This window comes from Pseudoflavonifractor sp. 60 (assembly GCF_009911645.1).
Classification (GTDB): Bacteria; Bacillota; Clostridia; order Oscillospirales; family Oscillospiraceae; genus Lawsonibacter.
Genome location: NZ_QWKI01000037.1, coordinates 1 through 18,498, shown reverse-complemented (window position 1 = coordinate 18,498; position 18,498 = coordinate 1). Strand labels below are relative to the sequence as shown.

At 48.4% G+C, this 18,498-nt stretch carries 21 protein-coding genes; 2 read left to right on the top strand and 19 right to left on the bottom strand.

Annotation, left to right across the window (positions count from 1 at the left end; all coding sequences use genetic code 11):
• Nucleotides 1-61 precede the first annotated feature (61 nt).
• The 9 genes from D1646_RS04825 to D1646_RS04785 form a co-directional block, all read right to left on the bottom strand.
• Nucleotides 62-1,693 carry a relaxase/mobilization nuclease domain-containing protein gene (locus tag D1646_RS04825; protein ID WP_160635366.1) on the bottom strand — a complete coding sequence of 544 codons (1,632 nt, stop codon included), beginning with the start codon at nt 1,691-1,693 and terminating at the stop codon, nt 62-64.
• Nucleotides 1,665-2,060 (bottom strand): plasmid mobilization relaxosome protein MobC, encoded by a 396-nt coding sequence (locus tag D1646_RS04820; RefSeq protein WP_160635369.1) that lies wholly within the window; start codon nt 2,058-2,060, stop codon nt 1,665-1,667. Before D1646_RS04820 ends, D1646_RS04825 begins: the two co-directional genes overlap by 29 nt.
• Nucleotides 2,061-2,413: 353 nt before the next feature.
• Nucleotides 2,414-2,818: a response regulator transcription factor gene (locus D1646_RS04815; RefSeq protein WP_160635365.1), complete on the bottom strand. Its 405-nt coding sequence runs from the start codon at nt 2,816-2,818 to the stop codon at nt 2,414-2,416.
• A 44-nt stretch (nt 2,819-2,862) separates the two neighbouring features.
• Entirely contained in the window at nt 2,863-3,063 is a 201-nt protein-coding gene (locus tag D1646_RS04810) for a helix-turn-helix domain-containing protein (protein WP_016303734.1), read from the bottom strand.
• Nucleotides 3,050-3,493, bottom strand: a complete 444-nt coding sequence (locus D1646_RS04805; protein ID WP_160635364.1) for a sigma factor-like helix-turn-helix DNA-binding protein — start codon at nt 3,491-3,493, stop codon at nt 3,050-3,052. Before D1646_RS04805 ends, D1646_RS04810 begins: the two co-directional genes overlap by 14 nt.
• Nucleotides 3,494-3,539: 46 nt before the next feature.
• Nucleotides 3,540-4,028, bottom strand: coding sequence for an aromatic acid exporter family protein (locus tag D1646_RS04800; protein ID WP_160635363.1), 489 nt, complete (start codon nt 4,026-4,028; stop codon nt 3,540-3,542).
• Nucleotides 4,018-4,521: a YbhB/YbcL family Raf kinase inhibitor-like protein gene (locus D1646_RS04795; protein WP_160635362.1), complete on the bottom strand. Its 504-nt coding sequence runs from the start codon at nt 4,519-4,521 to the stop codon at nt 4,018-4,020. Before D1646_RS04795 ends, D1646_RS04800 begins: the two co-directional genes overlap by 11 nt.
• Nucleotides 4,522-4,602: 81 nt before the next feature.
• The gene (locus D1646_RS04790) at nt 4,603-4,968 is read right to left on the bottom strand and encodes a helix-turn-helix domain-containing protein (RefSeq protein ID WP_160635361.1); all 366 of its coding nucleotides are present in this window, start codon (nt 4,966-4,968) and stop codon (nt 4,603-4,605) included.
• A gap of 112 nt (nt 4,969-5,080) precedes the next feature.
• Nucleotides 5,081-5,875: an SDR family NAD(P)-dependent oxidoreductase gene (locus D1646_RS04785; RefSeq protein WP_160635360.1), complete on the bottom strand. Its 795-nt coding sequence runs from the start codon at nt 5,873-5,875 to the stop codon at nt 5,081-5,083.
• Between the two features lie 82 nt (nt 5,876-5,957).
• Between D1646_RS04785 and D1646_RS04780 the strand changes: the two genes are divergently transcribed.
• Entirely contained in the window at nt 5,958-6,329 is a 372-nt protein-coding gene (locus D1646_RS04780) for a MerR family transcriptional regulator (RefSeq protein WP_160635359.1), read from the top strand.
• Nucleotides 6,330-6,555: 226 nt separating this feature from the next.
• Here D1646_RS04780 and D1646_RS04775 read toward each other — a convergent pair whose 3' ends face one another.
• From D1646_RS04775 to D1646_RS04760, 4 genes are all read right to left on the bottom strand, one after another.
• Nucleotides 6,556-7,500, bottom strand: a complete 945-nt coding sequence (locus D1646_RS04775) for a DUF4368 domain-containing protein (protein WP_347565133.1) — start codon at nt 7,498-7,500, stop codon at nt 6,556-6,558.
• A gap of 256 nt (nt 7,501-7,756) precedes the next feature.
• Nucleotides 7,757-9,100 (bottom strand): P-loop NTPase fold protein, encoded by a 1,344-nt coding sequence (locus tag D1646_RS04770; protein ID WP_160635358.1) that lies wholly within the window; start codon nt 9,098-9,100, stop codon nt 7,757-7,759.
• Between the two features lie 22 nt (nt 9,101-9,122).
• Nucleotides 9,123-11,924 (bottom strand): class I SAM-dependent DNA methyltransferase, encoded by a 2,802-nt coding sequence (locus D1646_RS04765; protein ID WP_160635357.1) that lies wholly within the window; start codon nt 11,922-11,924, stop codon nt 9,123-9,125.
• A 60-nt stretch (nt 11,925-11,984) separates the two neighbouring features.
• Nucleotides 11,985-12,515, bottom strand: coding sequence for an SLOG family protein (locus D1646_RS04760; protein ID WP_160635356.1), 531 nt, complete (start codon nt 12,513-12,515; stop codon nt 11,985-11,987).
• A 171-nt stretch (nt 12,516-12,686) separates the two neighbouring features.
• Between D1646_RS04760 and D1646_RS04755 the strand changes: the two genes are divergently transcribed.
• Nucleotides 12,687-13,010 (top strand): helix-turn-helix transcriptional regulator, encoded by a 324-nt coding sequence (locus tag D1646_RS04755; RefSeq protein ID WP_160635355.1) that lies wholly within the window; start codon nt 12,687-12,689, stop codon nt 13,008-13,010.
• Between the two features lie 174 nt (nt 13,011-13,184).
• Here the strand turns inward: D1646_RS04755 and D1646_RS04750 are convergent, their stop codons facing one another.
• The 6 genes from D1646_RS04750 to D1646_RS04725 all read right to left on the bottom strand — a co-directional run bounded on the left by D1646_RS04750 (nt 13,185) and on the right by D1646_RS04725 (nt 18,254).
• The gene (locus D1646_RS04750; protein ID WP_160635354.1) at nt 13,185-14,573 is read right to left on the bottom strand and encodes a relaxase/mobilization nuclease domain-containing protein; all 1,389 of its coding nucleotides are present in this window, start codon (nt 14,571-14,573) and stop codon (nt 13,185-13,187) included.
• A 10-nt stretch (nt 14,574-14,583) separates the two neighbouring features.
• Entirely contained in the window at nt 14,584-14,802 is a 219-nt protein-coding gene (gene mobC / locus D1646_RS23650) for a plasmid mobilization relaxosome protein MobC (protein WP_279279918.1), read from the bottom strand.
• 215 nt (nt 14,803-15,017) lie between these two features.
• Nucleotides 15,018-15,395: a cysteine-rich VLP protein gene (locus D1646_RS04740; protein ID WP_347565131.1), complete on the bottom strand. Its 378-nt coding sequence runs from the start codon at nt 15,393-15,395 to the stop codon at nt 15,018-15,020.
• A 67-nt stretch (nt 15,396-15,462) separates the two neighbouring features.
• On the bottom strand, nt 15,463-17,250 hold the full coding sequence (locus tag D1646_RS04735) for a DUF4368 domain-containing protein (protein ID WP_160635352.1): 1,788 nt from the start codon (nt 17,248-17,250) through the stop codon (nt 15,463-15,465).
• On the bottom strand, nt 17,247-17,417 hold the full coding sequence (locus D1646_RS04730; RefSeq protein WP_347565132.1) for a transposon-encoded TnpW family protein: 171 nt from the start codon (nt 17,415-17,417) through the stop codon (nt 17,247-17,249). The genes D1646_RS04735 and D1646_RS04730 overlap by 4 nt, the downstream gene beginning before the upstream one ends.
• 477 nt (nt 17,418-17,894) lie before the next feature.
• Entirely contained in the window at nt 17,895-18,254 is a 360-nt protein-coding gene (locus tag D1646_RS04725; protein WP_243111269.1) for a TnpV protein, read from the bottom strand.
• Between the last annotated feature and the right edge of the window lie 244 nt (nt 18,255-18,498).

Sequence of the window (18,498 nt, the reverse complement as noted above, 5' to 3'; positions counted from 1 at the left end):
GCAGCACTCATGCACAAGGCGGCGGGCGGCTCTGTACTGTGGGTAGTCCATGTAGGGGCGTTTACCGTTCATTTTCCCGCCCCTTTCTGCGCTCCGGCTCTCGCTTTAAAATCTGCTCAATGTTGCCCTTGACGGTCTGCAATTCCTTTGTGCGTTCCCTCTTTTCCCGGTACTCGTTGTAAAGGCTGTTCTTCTCCCTCATAAGCTGCTCAATCTCCGCTTGTAAGGTCTTGGACGCTGGCAGCTTTTGGATTGCCTGTGCCTTAAAAAACCGGGTGGCAGCTTCGGCTATGATAAAATCGCTTTCGTGCTGCTCCCGATAGTTCCTGCGGGCTTTCTCTGTTTTCTGTGCTTTCAGCCCGTCACGGGCGGGCTTGGTCTTGATGTACGCCAATAGCTGTTTCTGTAAGTCCTTTTTCTCCCGTAAAGTGCTTTCCACGGCTTTCAGTTCCGCATGGACGTTTGACAGCTCCGCGCTGGCGGCGGCAAGGGCGGCTTCCAGTTCTTCCGGGGAAGAAAAGCCGGATTCTTCGTAAATGCTCATGGTAGCCGCCATTTGCTTCAAGTTGTGCAAGGTCGCCCACTTTTCATAGCCCCGCCCCTTGCCCTCGGCTTTCTTGGCGGCTATATCTACCATGCGTTGTACTCCGTCATTTTTCGGGGCGTTTATGGCGGCTTTGTTGCGCTGTAAGCGGTCTTTTATGCTGCGTGGGTATTCCTGTCTGGGTAGGGGCGTTTCGGCGGCTCTGGCGGCGTTCTGTGCGTTTTGGGTGAGTGCTTCCAGTACGGCGGCACGGTCAAAATCATCACCTAATTTCCGGGCGGTGATGGGCTTCGTCCTGTCCGGCGTGAGATACGATAATCTCCCCCGGCTCTCCTTGACGGTCACGCCCTGTTGTAGCAGCTTCCCGGAAAAATCCTCAAAGGAAACGGCAGAGGACAGGGCGGTGCGGATTGTGCGCCGTAGCTTCTCCTTGTCGGTTTCAAACTTGGTCTGTTTGGGCGGCTCTCCTGTGGCGGCTTGGGAAGCGTTCTCTTTATCCAGTGCGGCTTGTCCTTTCCGTTTCGCCCAATACTCCCTCTCGGTGACACGGTTCTTGCTCCCGTGGAGTAAATCAATCTGATAGAGATTTTCCCGGTGGCACATCTCCATTACTTCCGCTTTGAAATATTCCATAGCTGCGTCCGTACAGCGGTGTTTGCAGCCCTCCCTTGTGTCGGCTGGTCTTTCCATGTAGGGCAATAGCGGCACTTCGGCAATCCGCAAACTGTTTATGACGATATGCACATGAATATTTCCGCTGTGGTTATGCCCGTCCGGGTGGGTGCAGACAAGGGCTTGGTGTCCGGGAAAATGCGTCTTGCAAAATTCCTCGCCCAACGCTTGCGCCCGGTCTACGGTCAAGCCGTTGTCTGGTGCGTCACGGGGGTCAAAACTGATAATGTAATGGTGGCTCTTTACGTCCTCCCGTTTCTGGTTCTTGCCGTATTTCAGATTGGAGCGCATACAGGCGATTGCAAAATCTTCCTCACCGCAATTCAGAGAGGAAATGCGGTAATCGTCACGGAGAACAAGCCGCCCGTTTCCGTCCAGTGTGGGCTTCATGGTAAACTCGTCATGCTTAAAGGTTAGGTACTGTTCAGCCGCCCCATAGTCGGCATTTTTAGAGCTGATATGTTTGAATGTTGCCAACGGCTTCACCTACTTTCTGCAAAACTTCAAACTTCAAGGCGGCAAGCTCCGCTGTGGCGGCTCGTACCTCTTTTGAGAGGGCGTTATAAGGTGCGCCGTACTCGTTCAGACAGCGGGCAATCTGGTTCAAGTTGCCGCCGATTTTTCCGTATTCGGCTGTGAGTTTCCCAACGGCAGAGAGTAATTCATCATTGACCGGGGAAACAGTGATAACCGGGCGTATTCTTGACTTGATAAGGGCTTGCCGGATAAATTCGGCTTGGCTCATTTTGCAGAGGGTGACACGTTCGGAAAACTCGGCGTATTCTTCCTCGGTCAAGCGTGTCTTGATTACCCGGTGGCGGTGGGGCGTGTTGTATCTTTTCATGGCTGTGAACCTCCTTTCACTTGCCGCAAAAGCGGCGGTAATCATAAGCGGCGCAAGCCGCAAAAAGGCGGGCTTGGGGTGGCAACCCCAACAAGATTCCCATAGGACAAAATGAGCCGATAGGCGAAATTTGGTACTGTGGTAGAATCTTGCTCTTAGTAACTGACGGATTCCGCTGTGCTGGCTTTCGCCGTTTTCCCCCGGCTTGAGTGGCGTGGATTCTGCCAATTTTGCGGCGGTATTTTCCCATACAGTAAAGCCGGAAATAAGCAAAATGGGCGCAAAAAAACAGGAAACCTTTTTCCTTGATTTCCTGTTTCGTATCTTCGCCAATAGCGGCGGTTATCCTGTTGCTATTCCCCGGAAGTAAACTTGTAGCCTATGCCTAAAACGGTCTTTATGTAGGTGGGGCGGCGGCTGTCCGGCTCTATCTTTTTCCGTAGATTGCATATCACATTTGCCACGTTTGACTGGCAGCTTTCGCTTTCCATGCTCCACACGGCTTCAAATATTTGCGCCTTTGTGAACACCCGCCCCGGACTGGCGGCAAGACAGCAGAGTGCGCCGTATTCCAGACGGGTGAGGGAAACGTCAATCCCGTTTTTCAGTACCCGGCGTTGGTGTAGTCTGATTTCCAATCCCGGAAAAGTAAGCGCCGGGGAGTGGGGCGGCTGTATGGCTTCCAGCGGTATCATATCGGCAAGGGCGGCTATGGCTTTCTCAACCGCTTTTTCTTCGGTGTCGCTGAATGTAAGCATGACTATTTTCCCGACAAATACCACCTCCCGTTATGCAGTCCTTTTCAGTCAAAACGGAACTGGAACAGGGCGGTGATAAGCCGCTGTTTTATGCTGTCCTCGGTGTCTATGTTGACGTGTCCGTTTTCAAGGGCGGCAAAGCGGATTCTCTTGCTGTAATGCCGTAAAACCTCGTCCACGGCTTCCGGCTCTCCGCTGGTTGCCCGGACAATGGTTTCATACGGTATAAGGTTAGGATTCCCCATGTAAAAGCACCTCCATTTCCTCCTGCAACAACTGCAAGGCACTGTGGATATAATGCCATGCCGTACTCTTGCATTGCCCGTATAAATCCGCGATTTCCTGCTGTGTGTAATTCCCGAAAAAGTAAAGGTAAATGATTTCCCTCTTTTTCTCTGGCAGAGATAACAGGGCGGCGGCAAGCTCCCCATTGGTGAGCATGATTGTCTGACCGCATATCGTAACGGGGTATTGTTCGTAAGGTGATTTGAGAAATTCGTCTGATGTGCTTAGAGGGTAGAACTTTTCTTCTGTGAGGTATTCAAAGGATATTTCTTTTTGCCGCCGTCTGTTCCTGTCGCGCCATGCGTTTATAGCGGCATAGCGTATGACAACTTTGCAAAAGGCGTTGAAAGAATACATGATGTGTTCCCTGTATGCTTCTGTACAAGCCATAGAAAAATCCTCCTTTCTCCCACATGGGGTGGTGCTTGGTTAATAGTTACATTTTTGTTTTTGGAAATTGATTTATAAGTAGGGCAACAACAATACCGATTGTAGTATCAATAATCCGGTCAATAGCAAAAGCTAGAGGGCTTTCATCATTTCCGTGCGTTGCTGTGATACAAAGAAAGACAACACACATAAGAAATGTTCCTTTCTCCTGTTTTATCAATACAGAGAAATTGATAATTGGTATAAGCAAAAATGATAAGAACAAATACCTTAGTAAATCATTAGGAATGCGATATATATTCTTTTCAAAAGACAAAATCACCATTCCGAAAATTCCACCAATTACCGTTGCAATTTCACGGGTTAAAGCGGCATTAAGACTATCTTTTAAATTATGCTGTATGCACAATATAGCAGCAATAGCAGCATAAAACGGAATGCCGTTTTCTCTTAAAGTGTCAATAAGAAAGCAAGAGAAAACGGCTATTACAGTTTTTCCTGTGCGTCCTCCAACTCTCACAAAGTTAGTTTTCATAAATACCTTTGAGCGTATATTGCGCTAATATATGTCCCTCCATTGCCCGGTGATGCTCATTCAACAAAAAGCCTTGACCTATATCTAATATTTCATCTATTGCATATACATGAAGTTCATAAATATGCGGCTGGTCGGGCGGTGTCATACCACCGTAGTAAGAAGATAATTCAATAGACTGTTCCCCACCTTGTATGCTCGTCCAGCTATTTCTTCCCTGTACAAAATCCGTTGCGGTCTGGCTTTCATTATCCTTTATCTCAAAACGGGTTATGTTTGCCGCAAGCCAATGTATCCACGCAAAGCCGCCTGTTACCGGGTAAGCGTCCTTGTCCTCCAATACTATCGCAAGTGATACGGTTTTTTCGGGTGCGTTTTCCACCTTAAAAGGCAAAGAAAAGGTAGGGATGTGGTTCTCATTAAATTGTGTTCCACGTCCTCCATATTGGGGCTGTATAATGCCGTTAATAATTCCGCTGCTTGTTACATTCATGTTCAATACCTCCAATCAATTTTATGGAAATATTATAAGCAGCCGATTATGAATCGTAAATTACCCACTTTTTTGTGGGTGTCAATCTGGAATAACACCTTTTTCCTCTAAGATGTGCTCCATTCCATTTCTCTTTAGGTAGTCAATCCCTATGTGCTGCATGATTCTCAATGCTTCTAATATCTGCGCCCCCATATCTTCTGTCAATGAATACTCAACATGAAGGGGATAGCCCTCAAAAGATTTCTTTTCAATAAATCCGTATTCAATCAGTTCTTTCAAATGCTCTAACAGCATTTTTTGTGTAATTCCGTCTATATCTCTTTCCAGCTTCGCAAGAGAAGTAGCCCCTAAACGTAGCCGCCATAATATAATCGGCTTCCACTTCCCCTTTATCATGTCATGCACAAGTTCTAAAGGACAAGTATATTCTGTACGCATTTTCATTAGCAAAACCTCCTCGCTTTGCTATTATACGCATTATCTCATAATTCGACAATAGAAAACATAATGTTTTGCATTTCCCAAACTTTTCGAGCTGACAGATTTATAATTTCCTTTATTTTTCAATATTTTGATTATGATTGGAGTTCCCCGCATAATCAAATTGTGGCTCTTTAAGCTCGAATATAAAATTTTCCCTATTCACTACACCTACCGCTTTATCACTATCATAAAGTTTAAGCAAAAATTCAGCTACCTGTGCGCTGGTATGATATGTGCCAAAGGTCTTATCATAGTCATATTCGGTTACATTATTAGCGACTTTTCCAAATTCCGTCTTAGTTGCTGCTGGAGCTAATACTTTTGCTTGCATTTTGCAGCCATTCTCCTTTAATTCCCATGCTAATCCCTCTGTAAACGTGCTGACATAAAATTTAGCCGCGCAATAAGTAATAGCAGTAGGTACAATCGTATAGCCACCAGCAGAAGAAATATTGATAAGCTGTGTTCCCTCTACATCTTTGAAATCTCGTACAAACAGTGAAGAAAGAACCGTGAGGGCTTCCACGTTTAAGTGAAGCATTTGTCTGATTTTGTTCAAGTCTTGATGGCTTACGGTATCGTAGTTTCCGAAACCAGCATTGTTAATCCATGTCTGCAACGGATACTCTTTAATTTCTTCATACAGCCGAAAAACATTGTCGGAAATAGATAGGTCTGTAGCCTTGATGATAATATTCAGTGCTGGATAGCACGATAAAATCTCTTGATTCAATGCTTCAAGTCTATCCTTTCTGCGGGCTACTAAAATTAAATTGCTGCCACGTCCTGCAAATGCTTTTGCTGTTTCATACCCAATACCCGAACTTGCCCCAGTAATCACGGTATATTTTTCTGTGTTGTGAACCATTTACAAAGCCTCCTTGTTTTTGATATAATGCAAGCATACAATGTAGAGTAAACTCTATGTCAAGAGATAGGAAGTGATTTTTTTGGAATATTCCATAGGTGAATTTTCAAAGCTGACAAACTTAGGAATACATACCTTGCGCTATTATGAGCATGAGCATTTAATCACACCGGGGCGCAATTCCAGTAACCGCCGTTGCTATACTGATAAAGACCTCGCTTGGATTGATTTTATCAAGCGTCTAAAAGACACGGGTATGCCAATCAAAGAAATCCAGCATTACGCTGAATTACGTGCAAAGGGTGAGCCTACTTTGTCTGAAAGAATGGAAATGCTCATTTCTCATCGAAAAGCCCTTAACGAACAAATCAATCAATTACAGGAACACATGAAAAAATTAGATGAAAAGATTGAATTTTATCAGCGAGAAATTGAGAGTATTACAAGGGAATAATGTATGTTCTTATGTCATTAAGGATATAAGGAATGAGAGGGATTCCGTAGTCGTCGGCATTGTGCCGTAATGTGTATAACTGGCTGCTTATGGAATTGTGGGTAACTCTGTTTGCAGGACGTGGGAAAGCTGCTCTTTCGCTTTTCCATGTGCTGTGAACAGAGTTATCCATGATTCCATAGCCTGTTATGCACATTTCCACAATGCGCCCTTTGTTTTTCAGTTCTTATGCGGTTCGTTCCGCTTCCTGTTTTTTCCTGTGGTATGCTTCCCTCCTTGCGGCAAGATAATTCTCATAGCGTTCCACCGCTTCGGGGTTTCCAGTGGCGGCTTCCTCATACATTTTCTGCCGGGATTTCTTGGTGGCTTCGGAAGAATACGCCCTCTGCTTTGCCAGTTCTGCCGCCGCTTCCGGGTCAGTTTCGGCTTGCCGTACCAGTTTTTCCCTTGCTATCTTTTTCCGGCTTCTATGGGCTTCCAGACGTTCCGATTCCTCCGGCGTTAAGGCTTCCCCCTCTTTTTGGGCGGCGGCAAGCTCTTTGAGTGTTCTTGTCTTTGGCTGTCCGGCTTTCTGCTTTTCGCGCCACGCCTTATGCTGTGCGGCTTTTTTCCGGCGGTGTTCTGCAAGCCGTTCCGTTTCCTCCGGCGTAAGCTCTGCCCCGGTCTTTTCAATCTCCATAAGCTCCTTTAGTGATTTCTTCTTAGGCGGCTTGGGCGGCTCTGTGGCTTTGCGTTTCTCCCGCCATTCCTTTTGCCACTCCCGGTTATGTGCAAGCCGCTTTTCCTCGGCTTCCTGTTCCTCCGGGGTGAGAAGCCCCGCTTTTTTCCTTGCGGTAAATGCCCGTTTCTCTGCCTTGCGCTTCTCATACCGCGCCTTTTCCAGCTCCTTTGAACGGGCTTCCTTTGCCGCCTGTTCCTCCTGCTGGCGGCGTTGTTCCTCCACCTCTGCCGGGGTGACGATATGGGCGGGTACTTCAAATGCGCCGATAAAGTTTAAATAAATGTCTATCCGCTGGCGGCGGTCATTCCCCCGCCCCTCGCCCTCATGCACAATCACTTTTTCAATAAACTCGTTGAGCATGGGCGTTGTGAGTTCGGAAAAATCAGTATAGCGTTTCACAAGCTGGATAAACTGGTCTGTTTTCAGCTTGTCGGCGTTCCAGCTCTCTATCTGCCTTTGCCATTCCGCTATGGACGTTTCCAGCCCGGTCTGTTCCTCGTCATACTCATTCAGCAGACGGGTAAAATGCTTGTCGGGTATCTTGCCCGTGGCGTTGCCCTCAGAGAGCTTTTGTCAAGGGTAAATTTCACGGAAATGGAGACATAAATAATATCGGTGTCAACAATGAAGGATTAGTCAACTTTACCGTGGTAAAGCACAGGCATATTGTAGAAGGTAAACATTCCACAATATGCCTATGTTCATGCTAATCGATAATTTCCAACATTCGTTTTACAGCGTTGAAATCATCAATGTACTCGGCATACTTGCTGTATTCTTGGTGATGACTAAGTATGCCCTTCTCGTTGTAAACCAGTTCTGAATATCCAATTATCAGCAGCGGAATATCTAGGGTTCCATTATACATGGGATAATGTTCAGTGCCTGTTTGAAGCACTCCAATCTGATAGAGCCAATGCTCTTTGATGTAGGTAGCTAAAGCGTCAGGGAGGTTATCTTCGATTTTGAGCTTATAGTCGTTATAACTACCAGGGCTTCTAATCTCAACATAATGAAGAGGAGCAACATTTTTAGCATCGGAGTTTTCGGATAAGACTACCATTAAGAGTTCAAAGCAAAGAAACGAATAATCCTTTTTAGGTTGTGTGCTGAATAAAAGCTGATGTATCATTTGTGCCTTTTTAATCAAATGTTCCTGTTGGCGGATTTCAATTTGTGAAAATAGAGCCGTAATAAACTCATACAAATCTGTCCAAGGTTCTAATATATTTTCGTCAAAAAGTGATATATATTCACTAAACTTTTCCAAAAAACTGCTGTTTACAGTTCCAATTCCTATCTTTAATTCAAAGTCAACAAATTTTTTCAAATACGCATCACAATTAACGTTCTCCCCGAAAATTTGCTTAATAGTATTTTCTAACTGCATTTTGTCAAGGGCCATAAGCACAATGGTATTGTTAAGCCCAGCAAATAAATGGTGCAATCGTTCCAGCGTCTTGATTGCATAATCAGGAAGGCAACGGTCAAGTTCGTCCACAACAATCACAAGTGTTTGGCCTTCAGCGATTTTTGACAATTCTGCTCTGGCTTGCTCCATTTTTTTGTGAAACGCATAATAATTATCGTATCCATGCTCTTCCTCAAATGCAGCAGATGTCTCGTCTTGAATTTTCTCTACAATTTCCGGAAAATCGCTGAAATCAACTCCAATCTTATTCTCAAGAAAAGAAAGTGCTACTTTTTGCAACACCTGTTTTGCAACCACAAGCCCTTTTCCTGTGGCCTCTCGCACTTTCTGGGGAAGGAGATGCACATACTCATCTATGTTATCCAGCATTGCGGAGACAATTGCAATCAGCGGCTCATCATAGTAATCATATTGCCAGCAATTATAATGGAACACAATGAATTTTTCACCATCTTGATACTCCCTCAATTGTTGCTCCAGTATCCTCAGAATAAAGGATTTCCCTACACCCCACTCTCCGTTCAAGGCAAATGAGCAGGAGCTTCTCGCGTCCGCTAGAGTGTTCAGCAAATCCATTATCTGTTGAACGCTTTCACTCCGATCTAAAATATCTACCATAACGAACTGTCCTTTTGTCGTTTTATTTTTCAATCAGTTTTTGATACATCCGCATCAGCTCCGCTACGCACTTGCTCTCGGTCATGTCCTTAATGGAGAAACCGTAAGCCAGCATTACCGCCTTGTCGTTCATCTGGTGGGCTTTTCGCAGCTCCGGGGGCATGGTAGTCTCGTCATAGAGATCGGCAAGGCTACTGTCCGGGTACAGAGCGCGGGCATCAAGAATGGCCTGGGCGGTCTGCTCAATTTTTGCTTTCTGGGCATCGGTAGGAATGGGCCAGGGGAAGTTGTTGTAAACAACGTCTTTGGAATAACGATAATCACTTTTGATACGTCCACAGACTGCCCTAGTCCAAGCCATATGCACATTCGACATCATAATACCAAAATGATATATTCCGGCTCCAGGGATAATTTGAACTGCGTCATTAACAACTATTTGAGGTGAAACAAAGCCAAACGGAATATATCGGCGCGTTTCTGACGAGTGACGCGGAATAATAATATACTCGCTATCTGGGTGACGTATTTCCTGAAATAGTGTTGGTGTATCTGCACTTTTTTGTGTTGCTGCCTTTGTGCTGTTCAATCGGAATTGCTTCACTTGCTCCACACGTTCCATGATAAAGGCAGACTTCCGTAACTCGGCAGGAGAGGCCCCAACAAGCCAAAGACAATAACGGGCTTTGTTATTGATGTACTCGGTAGCACCATAAATTTGCCTGATAAACTTCTCTGTTGCTGGTTCTTTTTTCAGAAGTTCATCGCGTTCTTCCGCAGTAAGAAACAGAAATCCCCCATCTGTTGGCTTGTTCCCATACACCATTTGCGGGATATTGCAAATGGCGACAGAGCGGCTATCAATAAAAACATTAGGAGCATCAAGTAAGTAGGCATTGATATTTTCAACGATCTGCATTCTTTCAGATGTAAATAGGCGTCGTTCTTGACTGTTTGCGGCAACGCTAAATCCCACGATTACACAATGCACATGGGCCTTTAAGCTGGCCTCGCTGTCCCAACGAAATGTCCGGTGGGCAAAGTCGATATGAATACCAAAGCGATCATAGAGCGGTTTCCAGACTCCGGCCACCTGTTCCCCTTGGGTGATGGAATTGGTGGACACAAAAGCGGTTCGGATGCTTGTCCCTTTCATAAGCTGTGCCGCTTTGAAATACCAGCCGGACACGTAGTCGATTTTTCCCGCCGTCTTATAGGGCTTGCCCTTCTCATCTACATAGATGGAGAGAATATCGTCCTTCTGCTCTTTGCTTTGAAGGGAGTAGCCAACGAAAGGCGGATTGCTTATGATGTAATTCAGTTCGTTTTTTGGTACAACGCGCTCCCAATCCTCCCGCAGGGCATTGGCCTCGGTGATGTTGGCGTAGGATTTCAACGGTAGAAAATCAAGAGACATATGCACAATATTTTCTGTCTCCCGCATCATCTGACTTTCCGCAATCCACAAGGCAGTCTTGGCAACTGTTACAGCAAAATCGTTGATTTCAATTCCATAAAACTGGCCAATGGAGACTTTTATTCCCAAAAATTCGCTGTCAATCATGTTTCCCAAAGAGGTCTGTCCCTCCACGCCCTGATAGAACTCCCGAATGATTTCGTTTTCCAGCCTGCGCAGAGAAAGATAGGTTTCGGTAAGGAAGTTTCCCGAACCGCAGGCCGGATCAAGGAATTTCAATCCAGCCAGCTTTTCTTGAAACGCTTTCAAATAACGGCTTCTCCAACTGTCACCTTTTGGACGTTTCAGAATTTCTGCCAACTCCGCTTTCAGGCCGTCCAGGAACAGGGGATCAATCAGCTTGTGGATGTTCTCGATGGACGTGTAGTGCATCCCGCCGGAACGCCGGGTCTCCGGGTTCAGTGTACTTTCAAATACAGCACCGAAGATGGTGGGGGAAATGTCGCTCCAATCAAAATCCTCGCTGGCACGTCGCAGGATAAGGTCAATCACTTCATCGCCCAGACGGGGGATTGTTATGTCCTCATCTGCAAACAGACCGCCGTTGACATAGGGGAACGCTGCGAGATCGTCATCCATGTATTCGTCACGTTGGGGAATGTCCTGGTCCAGCACCCGGAACAGATTGATAAGTGCCCGCCGGTCCTCTGTGCGGTGATGCTCCAGGTAGTCATGGAACATACTCTTGCTTCCAAAGATACCGGCATCCTCGGCGTAAAGGCAGAACACCAGCCGGACACAGAGTTTATTCAGACTTTTCAGCGTCTCTGGGTTGCCGGGGTCCTTATACTGTTTCAGAAGGGCATCGTACAGCACGCCCACCAGTTCACCAGCCTGGAGAGAAATTTCCATCTCCTTCTTGATGTGTTCCTTTCCAGTGTCCACTAGGAAGTCCAGCCGGTGATACTCTTTTTCCAAATCGGCAAGGGCGAGGACTTCCGGTTCGTCATTGGGGCGATTCATGTCGTGTATTTCAAAGGTCTGGAAATTGCAGACGATAATCCAGCGAGGGTTTTGGTCGTGGGGCAGATACCCGGCATAGCGGCGGGCCTGACCGAAGGGCGTCAGCATACTGCCGTCAGACTGCTTGTAGCCCTTTTTCAAGTCGATATCCTGGCCCTTCTGCTCGATCAGGACGCGGGTATCCGCAATATAGCCGTCAATAAAACTGGTGTGATCCAGTTTGACGGGAAGCTCAAAGGAAATATATTTTTCCGGCTCCTCGACACCGTAAATCTTTTGCAGAAGTGCCAGCCAGAATGCCTGTGTCTCTTGTTTTTCATCGCCCCGGCCCTTCCAGTCTGCCGCAAATCGGGCGGCGGCGTTGCGCCGTTCTGTATCTGTCATAGCCTTGCCCTCCGCATTTTGAACTGCTCCTATCATAGCACAGTTTGGCAGCGTTGTCACTCACTTTGTAACCGGGGGTCTATACGTAATGTGACGTGAGGTCGGGTCGATGATGATAACCTCCCGCCCCAGCTTTTGGGCATAACGCATCGTCATCCCCGTTCCGCTTCGGTAGGTTCCGTTGTAGACAGCCAGTAAGATAGAAGCCCGGTTCACCATGTATCGGTTGCGCTCCAACATACAGTCTGGGCTGTAAGCCCGGCCAACAAAGAAAACATCGTCAGCCTGCTCCAGAATGGAGCGGTACAGTGCCTGCGCTGCTGCTGGCCATTTGCTCTCCTGCCCTTTACAGGGGAGGATAGCGTGGAGCTTCAGCGCAGGATTTTTCTTTTTGAGGTCAAGGACGATCTGGGCGCACCAGAGGTCTGTTCCCTGGGCCATGCCAGATAGCCAGTCCGTCACGCCCCGTTCTGCCAGCGCGGAAATCTGCGCCGCCAGGACTTCTTTCAACATCACACAGCCAGGGGCGTTTTCGTTATAGCCCCAGGAAAAACTTTTTGGCCGATGGCCGGTAAATGCGCAGATTTTCATGGTTCATTCACTCCTACATATGGTTTTCATGGTATAAGCATAAACTCTTCTTCAATATTTATGATTATACCATCAATTCAGGCGAATACAAGGCCATATTTTATGTGGAAAACATCAACGCTCTGCTTTGATTAAGGGTAAGATATTATATATGCAGAGCGGAGGTGTACGATGGACACGAATGAACGATATATTGCTTTTCTGCGCTCTCGCATTTCAGAATTGCTTACACAGCGAGGAATATCTGAACACAAATTAAGCCTGGAGTTGGGCAGAGGCGGCTCCTACATCCGCGCTATTACCAATGGGCTAACTCTGCCATCGGTCAAGGAATTGTTCAATATCATCGACTATTTTGAAATCAGTCCATCAGAATTTTTCGAGGGGCTGGAAGATAAAGACTCTTTGCGTTCTGAACTCCGAGAGAAGATGCGGGAACTGGACAATGAAACTCTGGAAAAAGTAGCTACTTTTATCAAATGGATAGGGAAGTAGCCGCCTTTTCCCCGGCGTGGAATAGGATGGTAGTAGCGGCAAGCAATGGACCGGTATATACCGGCCCCAGCTTGTTGGTGGCTGACCGCCCCCAAACCCCCGTAAGGACCGGCGCGATGCGCCGGTCCTTTTAAGCCACCTTCGGTGTCTGCTGCCCTGCGGGGGAACGAGAGATTATCGTTCTTCCTGACGCTGTTCCCGCTTCTTTTCTTCTTCGGCCAGTCCCAAAATTCTGGAGGTATTGTGCTTCACCGTGAGCAGCTCCATCATCTCCGCTTTGGCCTTTTTCTGGTCTGGGTACAGCTTCTTGTTCTCTGCCAGCAGAGCGGCATATTCCTGTTTCAACGACTGGATAGAGGGCAGTTTTTTCAGCCCCAAGCTATCAAAATACCGCTTTGCTGCCTCACAGGAAATTATTGCGCTAGCGTGTTCAGCGTAAAATTCTGCTTGCTTTTTCGGAGGCAATTTGCGATACTGGGCATAGACTTCGCGGGTCTTGTGGTAAGCCCCGATGTGCTTTTGCAACTCGGAGATATCCTTCATCCTCTCACTGTTGGCCTTCGTGCGGTCAGCGAAATCATGGTATTTCTGAACCGCAGTATCGCAGGCACTTTCCAAATCCGCATATTTCAGCAAACCATGCCCCTGCAAGTAGTTCAGCGTCTTTGCCATCTCTTTCAGATTGAACACACTGGCCCACCGTTCATAGCCAGGAGAACGGGCCTGCTGCATTTTCGACTGAATGTCGATCAGCAGATTGGGCGCTGTCCGCTCTCCCTTTGGAGCAACGATCCGCTTGCCGGAAATGCGCTCTACAATGGCTTCTTCGGAGTAGTCCTCTCCCAGGGAGGAACAGCGGATAAACTTTTTGCCGCTGGGAATTTTGAACGCCAGGTGCTTGCCCCGCTTGACCTCCACGCCTGCCGCTTTCAGTGCCGCCAGGAAGCTGTCAAAATCTTTGCAGCCGGTCAGAGCAGCGTCAATCATCCGCTCCAACTGTTCCCGGACGGTGGGCGGTTTCTTACCCAGCCAGCTGCCGTAGCTGCCCCGGCTGGGCTTCGGATTTTCGATTACCGACAGACCATTTTCAAGGCAGAGAATGTCAGAGATTTTTCGGACGGCGAAGGAGGAGCCCCAGAAATTATTGAACTTCCGAGAGCAGTCCAGCGAGGTCGAATTGAACACGATGTGCGAGTGGATATGCTCTTTGTCCACATGGGTGCAGACGATGAAAGCGTGTTTCCCCTTCGTCAGCGACATCGCCAGGTCATAGCCGATCTTGTTCGCCAGCTCTGGCGTGATCTCCCCAGGCTTGAAAGATTGCCGCAAGTGGTAGGCAATCACGTCATGCTCCTTCTGGCTGCGCCCGGTGATTGCGGCGTATTGCCGCTTTGAAAAAAGAAACTCCTGGTCCACGATGGCTGGATTGCATTGGTAGGCCGACACCAGTTCACCACCGTCCGTTTTCTCAGGATTTTTCACATAGTCGGTGGTTCTACCTAGGGCCTCGGCCACCGTCCGGCCCTTCCCGGCATGGAGAGGCATCAGGCGTGTTGTCGCCATATGCTGCCTCTCATTTCAATCGGGAAAGTTGTTCCAGAATGTCCCCGAACAGCCGGTTGGTTTCGTCCTGCTTGGTGCAAATGTCATTCACCTCGTCAGGGTAGACCGAGCCGCCGGAATTCATTTGACGGGCCATTTGGTTGACATTGTTGGAGATGTAGCGCAGCAGGTTGGCGCACTCCGTCAGCTCTGGGATTTCCAGATTTATGACGTAACCGTCAATGGACATTTTGCGGATATAACCGCTCATATTATGGACACCTGCTAATGCCATTTTCTGTTCAATCAAATCCCGTTCTTTTTCAGAAACCTTGAAATAGATGCCTTTTTGTTTTCCGTTTTCTACAATAAAGATGCCTCCTAAAAGAAAAAGTAGGGGCAGGGTAAGGTAATCATACGGCCCTCTGCCCATGACCACTCCGAAAGCCCCGTGGCACAAGGCTTTCAAGCTCCTAATTGTCCACGCTTCGCCCTGCGCCGACGTTCGCTCTCGGCCTTTTGCTGGCGGTGAACAGCAGCGGCGCAGTCGGGACAGTATTTCCCCCGGTTGGAACCTGGACGGAACAGCGTCCCGCACTGGCAGCAGCGTTTGCTTTTCTTCTTGTAAAGCAGAGCTGTTTCCAATTCCCTGTCCAGCGGCAGGACTGCGGCCCGGAAATATTTGCAGATTAGAGAACGGGAAATGCTTTGAACGCAGACGCATGGTTCCCAGCCGTCATCCAACAGCAGACAGTTTCCATCGACATTGTTGCAGCACTGATGCATCAGCCCGCGAACACGCTGGAATTGCCGGTAATCAAAGTGGGGAAGGGTATTTTCCAAGCAATTATCCTTTCGTGATTTGAATAAAAGGGAGCGGTCCGCAATCGCAGACCGCCCCTTGGCGTGATTATGCACTTTCCTGTTCCTGCTGCTTTTTCCTCTCCTGCGCACGACGCCACTTTTCACGGCCTTTGGCCCGGCGTTGGCGAATCTTTTCCATCTCCGCCAGTTCTTCCGGCGTCGGCTCTGGCAGAGGCACATCAAACTTGCCGATGAATTTCAGATAGATGTCCACTTCCTGGGTGCGTTCTCCGCTGGAGCGATCTGGCGCGTGGACGAGAATCTTATCTACAAACTCGTAGATCATCGGCGTGGTCAGCACGGTGAAATCGGTGTACTTCCTTGCCAGCTCCAGGAACTGGTCTACTCTGGCGGTGTCCGCTTCAAAGGCATCCAGTTCAGCCTGTTCCTGGGCGATAGCCGCCTCCAATGCCTCTTGTTCCCGCTCGTACTCGCCGGACAGCACCTCAAACCGCTTTTCCGAAATTTTTTCGCCAGCATATGCCTCGTAAAGTTTCTTTATCAGGCCGTCCAGTTCTTTGGAATGCTTGCGGTCTTTGGCGAGTTTTCGTTTCAAGTCCTTTGCGGCCTGGGCCTGCCGGACCTCGGACGCCGCCCGGACTCTTTCGATAAACTCGGCCTCATTGGAGATGGCGTAGGTGCTGACCGTCCTGATGGTGTCCAGCAGCAGCGCCCGGATGTCCTTGGTACTGATGTAATGCCCAAAGCACTCCTGCTTGGTGTGGCGAAATGTCAGGGCATAAGTAGAGCAATCGTAGTGGTCGTAGGGATAGAGGCCGCTCACTGGGTCTTTGCCGCGATTTTCTTTGCTGGCTTGCGCTCGGCCACGGTGGTTATACATTTTCGCCCCGCAGTCGGCACAATAGAGCAGACCAGTCAGCGGATTAGCAACGCCGGTGGTGTCTGTGCGCCTTACTGTCTTGCGCAGCCGCTGAGCCAATTCCCAGGTTTCCGGGTCAACGATGGTCTCATGGGTGTTCTCGATAATCATCCATTCCTCCGGTGGACGCTTGATAGCGTGTTTGTCCTTATAGGACTCCTTGTACGTCCGGAAATTGACCGTATGCCCCATATATTCCGGTTTTCCAAGAATATGCGAAATGCTTGTCCCATTCCAGTCATAGGGGCGGCTGGCATCAAAGCTGTTCCGCTGTGTCCCTTGCCCCCGCCTGCCCATGTAGACGGAAGGACACTCAATTTTATCATCCCGCAGTATCCCGGCAATCTGGCTGGGGCCGTAGCCCTCTATGCTCAGGTGGAAAATACGCCGGACAACAGCGGCAGCTTCTTCATCGATCAGCCAGTGGTGCTTATCCTCCGGGTCTTTGCGGTAGCCGTAGATGGCGTGGCTGGTGGTGGGTTTGCCGGCCCTGCCTCTGGCCTGATACGCCGCCTTCTGCTTTCGACTGCAATCCCGCAGATACCACTCGCTCATAATATTGATGAACGGGGCGAACTCCCCTGTACTCTGGTCTGCGCTGTCCACTCCGTTGCCGATGGCAATGAAACGGACGCCCTTCTCCCGGAATAGGACTTCGGTATAGAAGCCAGTTTGAAGATAGTCACGGCCAATTCTGCTCATGTCCTTGGCGATGACGCAACCGACCTTTCCGGCTTCAATGTCCGCGATCAGCCGTTTCCAGTCGGGCCGCTCGAAGTTGCCGCCGGACCAGCCGTCATCGGTGTAGTGGACGCAGTTGGTAAAGCCATGCTGGGCGGCGTAGCTCTCCAACTGTAATTTTTGATTGACAATCGAGTTACTGTCCCCGATTGCCTCATCATCACGACTAAGTCGCTCATAGAGGGCAGTAATTTTCTCCGTCTGCCTGCTCATGTGGTACTCCCTTCAGGCTGACGGCTCATTTGTGGCATCATTATTATACCACATTCCGGGGCCATGTCCATAGTCTCGCTGCCAATTAAACGGATAATTTTATCCTCCATGCTTTCCTGGGTGGTGTCACTGAAATGGATACGCACTTTGTATGTAGTAGACCCGATCCGCCGGTATATAACGACGGAGTTTTCCCTTTGAACTTCGCTGATAATTTCTTTCCTTTCCTGCGGTCAGGCCGCATTTCCTGCACTTCCAATCGGTACGGTTTTTTCGCGCAGGCGGGTGCTGGTTTCCCGCCAGTATGTCTACTATCGCCAATGCGATATCCATCACAATGATCTCCCCCCTTTCGCTGAATGTATTTGCGTGTGATCTGCCGTTCCTCCCAAACGTGGTTCCTGCCCCCGGCTTGCACGGCGGCGTTGTTCTCTCCATTGGTGCGCTCATATCGTGGCGCACTTCCCCTGGAGCATATCTCGTTCAGACGGTCATTCAGCTGTGGATTTGCATGAGGACTTCCCAATAAGCATACAGAGTTCGCGTGTTTTATGCAGTCGAATTGTGGCGTTCACAAAAAATTTACAAATCGCCGTAAAAAGGACGGAACCGCCGAAGCAGTTCCGTCCAGTCCAATTTTCTCTTTAGTAGGCGTACACCAAATCGTGGAGAACGATTTCCTCCGCCCTGTGGCGGATATTGTTCATGTATCCCACCCAGGTCATGGGATCGGCGGCTTTCAGGGCCTCGGTCACACCCTCTCGCTTGGCAATCTCCTTGATGAGATATTCCATCTGTTCATTGCAGGCGGTATCGACCTCATAGAGATGCCTGAGCAGTCCCTCGGTAAGAACAAGTCTTGCCCATACGCTGGGGCGGTGTTCCTTTAAGTACCGCTCATGTTTCCGGCCATAATAGCCGATTTCGTACTTGGTGGTGTCTGACGGGGCAATGTCAGGGTAATAGTAATCGCCAATTTTTGTGTAGGTCAGCCCTAAATCCATAGTCATCAGCTCCTTTGTGGTGGTATGTTGAATGCAGTCGCAGAAAACACCAGATTTTGCGGTATCACCGCCCTTCTCACAACTGCTTATGCCATTTTGCCACAAATGAGCCGCAGCTATGTTGTATTTGGCAAGGTGGTTAGCCTTACCCTTTACAACATACATCTTCATACAGCTTTTTCACAAGCCCGTCAAGCTCTTTATGCCGCTTCTGTGCCTTGCTGATTTTCTGCTTACATTCCTT

Coding starts and splice junctions, on each gene's coding strand:
- D1646_RS04820 (WP_160635369.1), bottom strand. CDS start 2,060: ATGAAAAGATACAACACGCCCCACCGCCACCGGGTAATCAAGACACGC.
- D1646_RS04815 (WP_160635365.1), bottom strand. CDS start 2,818: ATGCTTACATTCAGCGACACCGAAGAAAAAGCGGTTGAGAAAGCCATA.
- D1646_RS04810 (WP_016303734.1), bottom strand. CDS start 3,063: ATGGGGAATCCTAACCTTATACCGTATGAAACCATTGTCCGGGCAACC.
- D1646_RS04805 (WP_160635364.1), bottom strand. CDS start 3,493: ATGGCTTGTACAGAAGCATACAGGGAACACATCATGTATTCTTTCAAC.
- D1646_RS04800 (WP_160635363.1), bottom strand. CDS start 4,028: ATGAAAACTAACTTTGTGAGAGTTGGAGGACGCACAGGAAAAACTGTA.
- D1646_RS04795 (WP_160635362.1), bottom strand. CDS start 4,521: ATGAATGTAACAAGCAGCGGAATTATTAACGGCATTATACAGCCCCAA.
- D1646_RS04790 (WP_160635361.1), bottom strand. CDS start 4,968: ATGAAAATGCGTACAGAATATACTTGTCCTTTAGAACTTGTGCATGAC.
- D1646_RS04785 (WP_160635360.1), bottom strand. CDS start 5,875: ATGGTTCACAACACAGAAAAATATACCGTGATTACTGGGGCAAGTTCG.
- D1646_RS04770 (WP_160635358.1), bottom strand. CDS start 9,100: ATGGTAGATATTTTAGATCGGAGTGAAAGCGTTCAACAGATAATGGAT.
- D1646_RS04765 (WP_160635357.1), bottom strand. CDS start 11,924: ATGACAGATACAGAACGGCGCAACGCCGCCGCCCGATTTGCGGCAGAC.
- D1646_RS04760 (WP_160635356.1), bottom strand. CDS start 12,515: ATGAAAATCTGCGCATTTACCGGCCATCGGCCAAAAAGTTTTTCCTGG.
- D1646_RS04755 (WP_160635355.1), top strand. CDS start 12,687: ATGGACACGAATGAACGATATATTGCTTTTCTGCGCTCTCGCATTTCA.
- D1646_RS04750 (WP_160635354.1), bottom strand. CDS start 14,573: ATGGCGACAACACGCCTGATGCCTCTCCATGCCGGGAAGGGCCGGACG.
- mobC (WP_279279918.1), bottom strand. CDS start 14,802: ATGTCCATTGACGGTTACGTCATAAATCTGGAAATCCCAGAGCTGACG.
- D1646_RS04735 (WP_160635352.1), bottom strand. CDS start 17,250: ATGAGCAGGCAGACGGAGAAAATTACTGCCCTCTATGAGCGACTTAGT.
- D1646_RS04725 (WP_243111269.1), bottom strand. CDS start 18,254: ATGGATTTAGGGCTGACCTACACAAAAATTGGCGATTACTATTACCCT.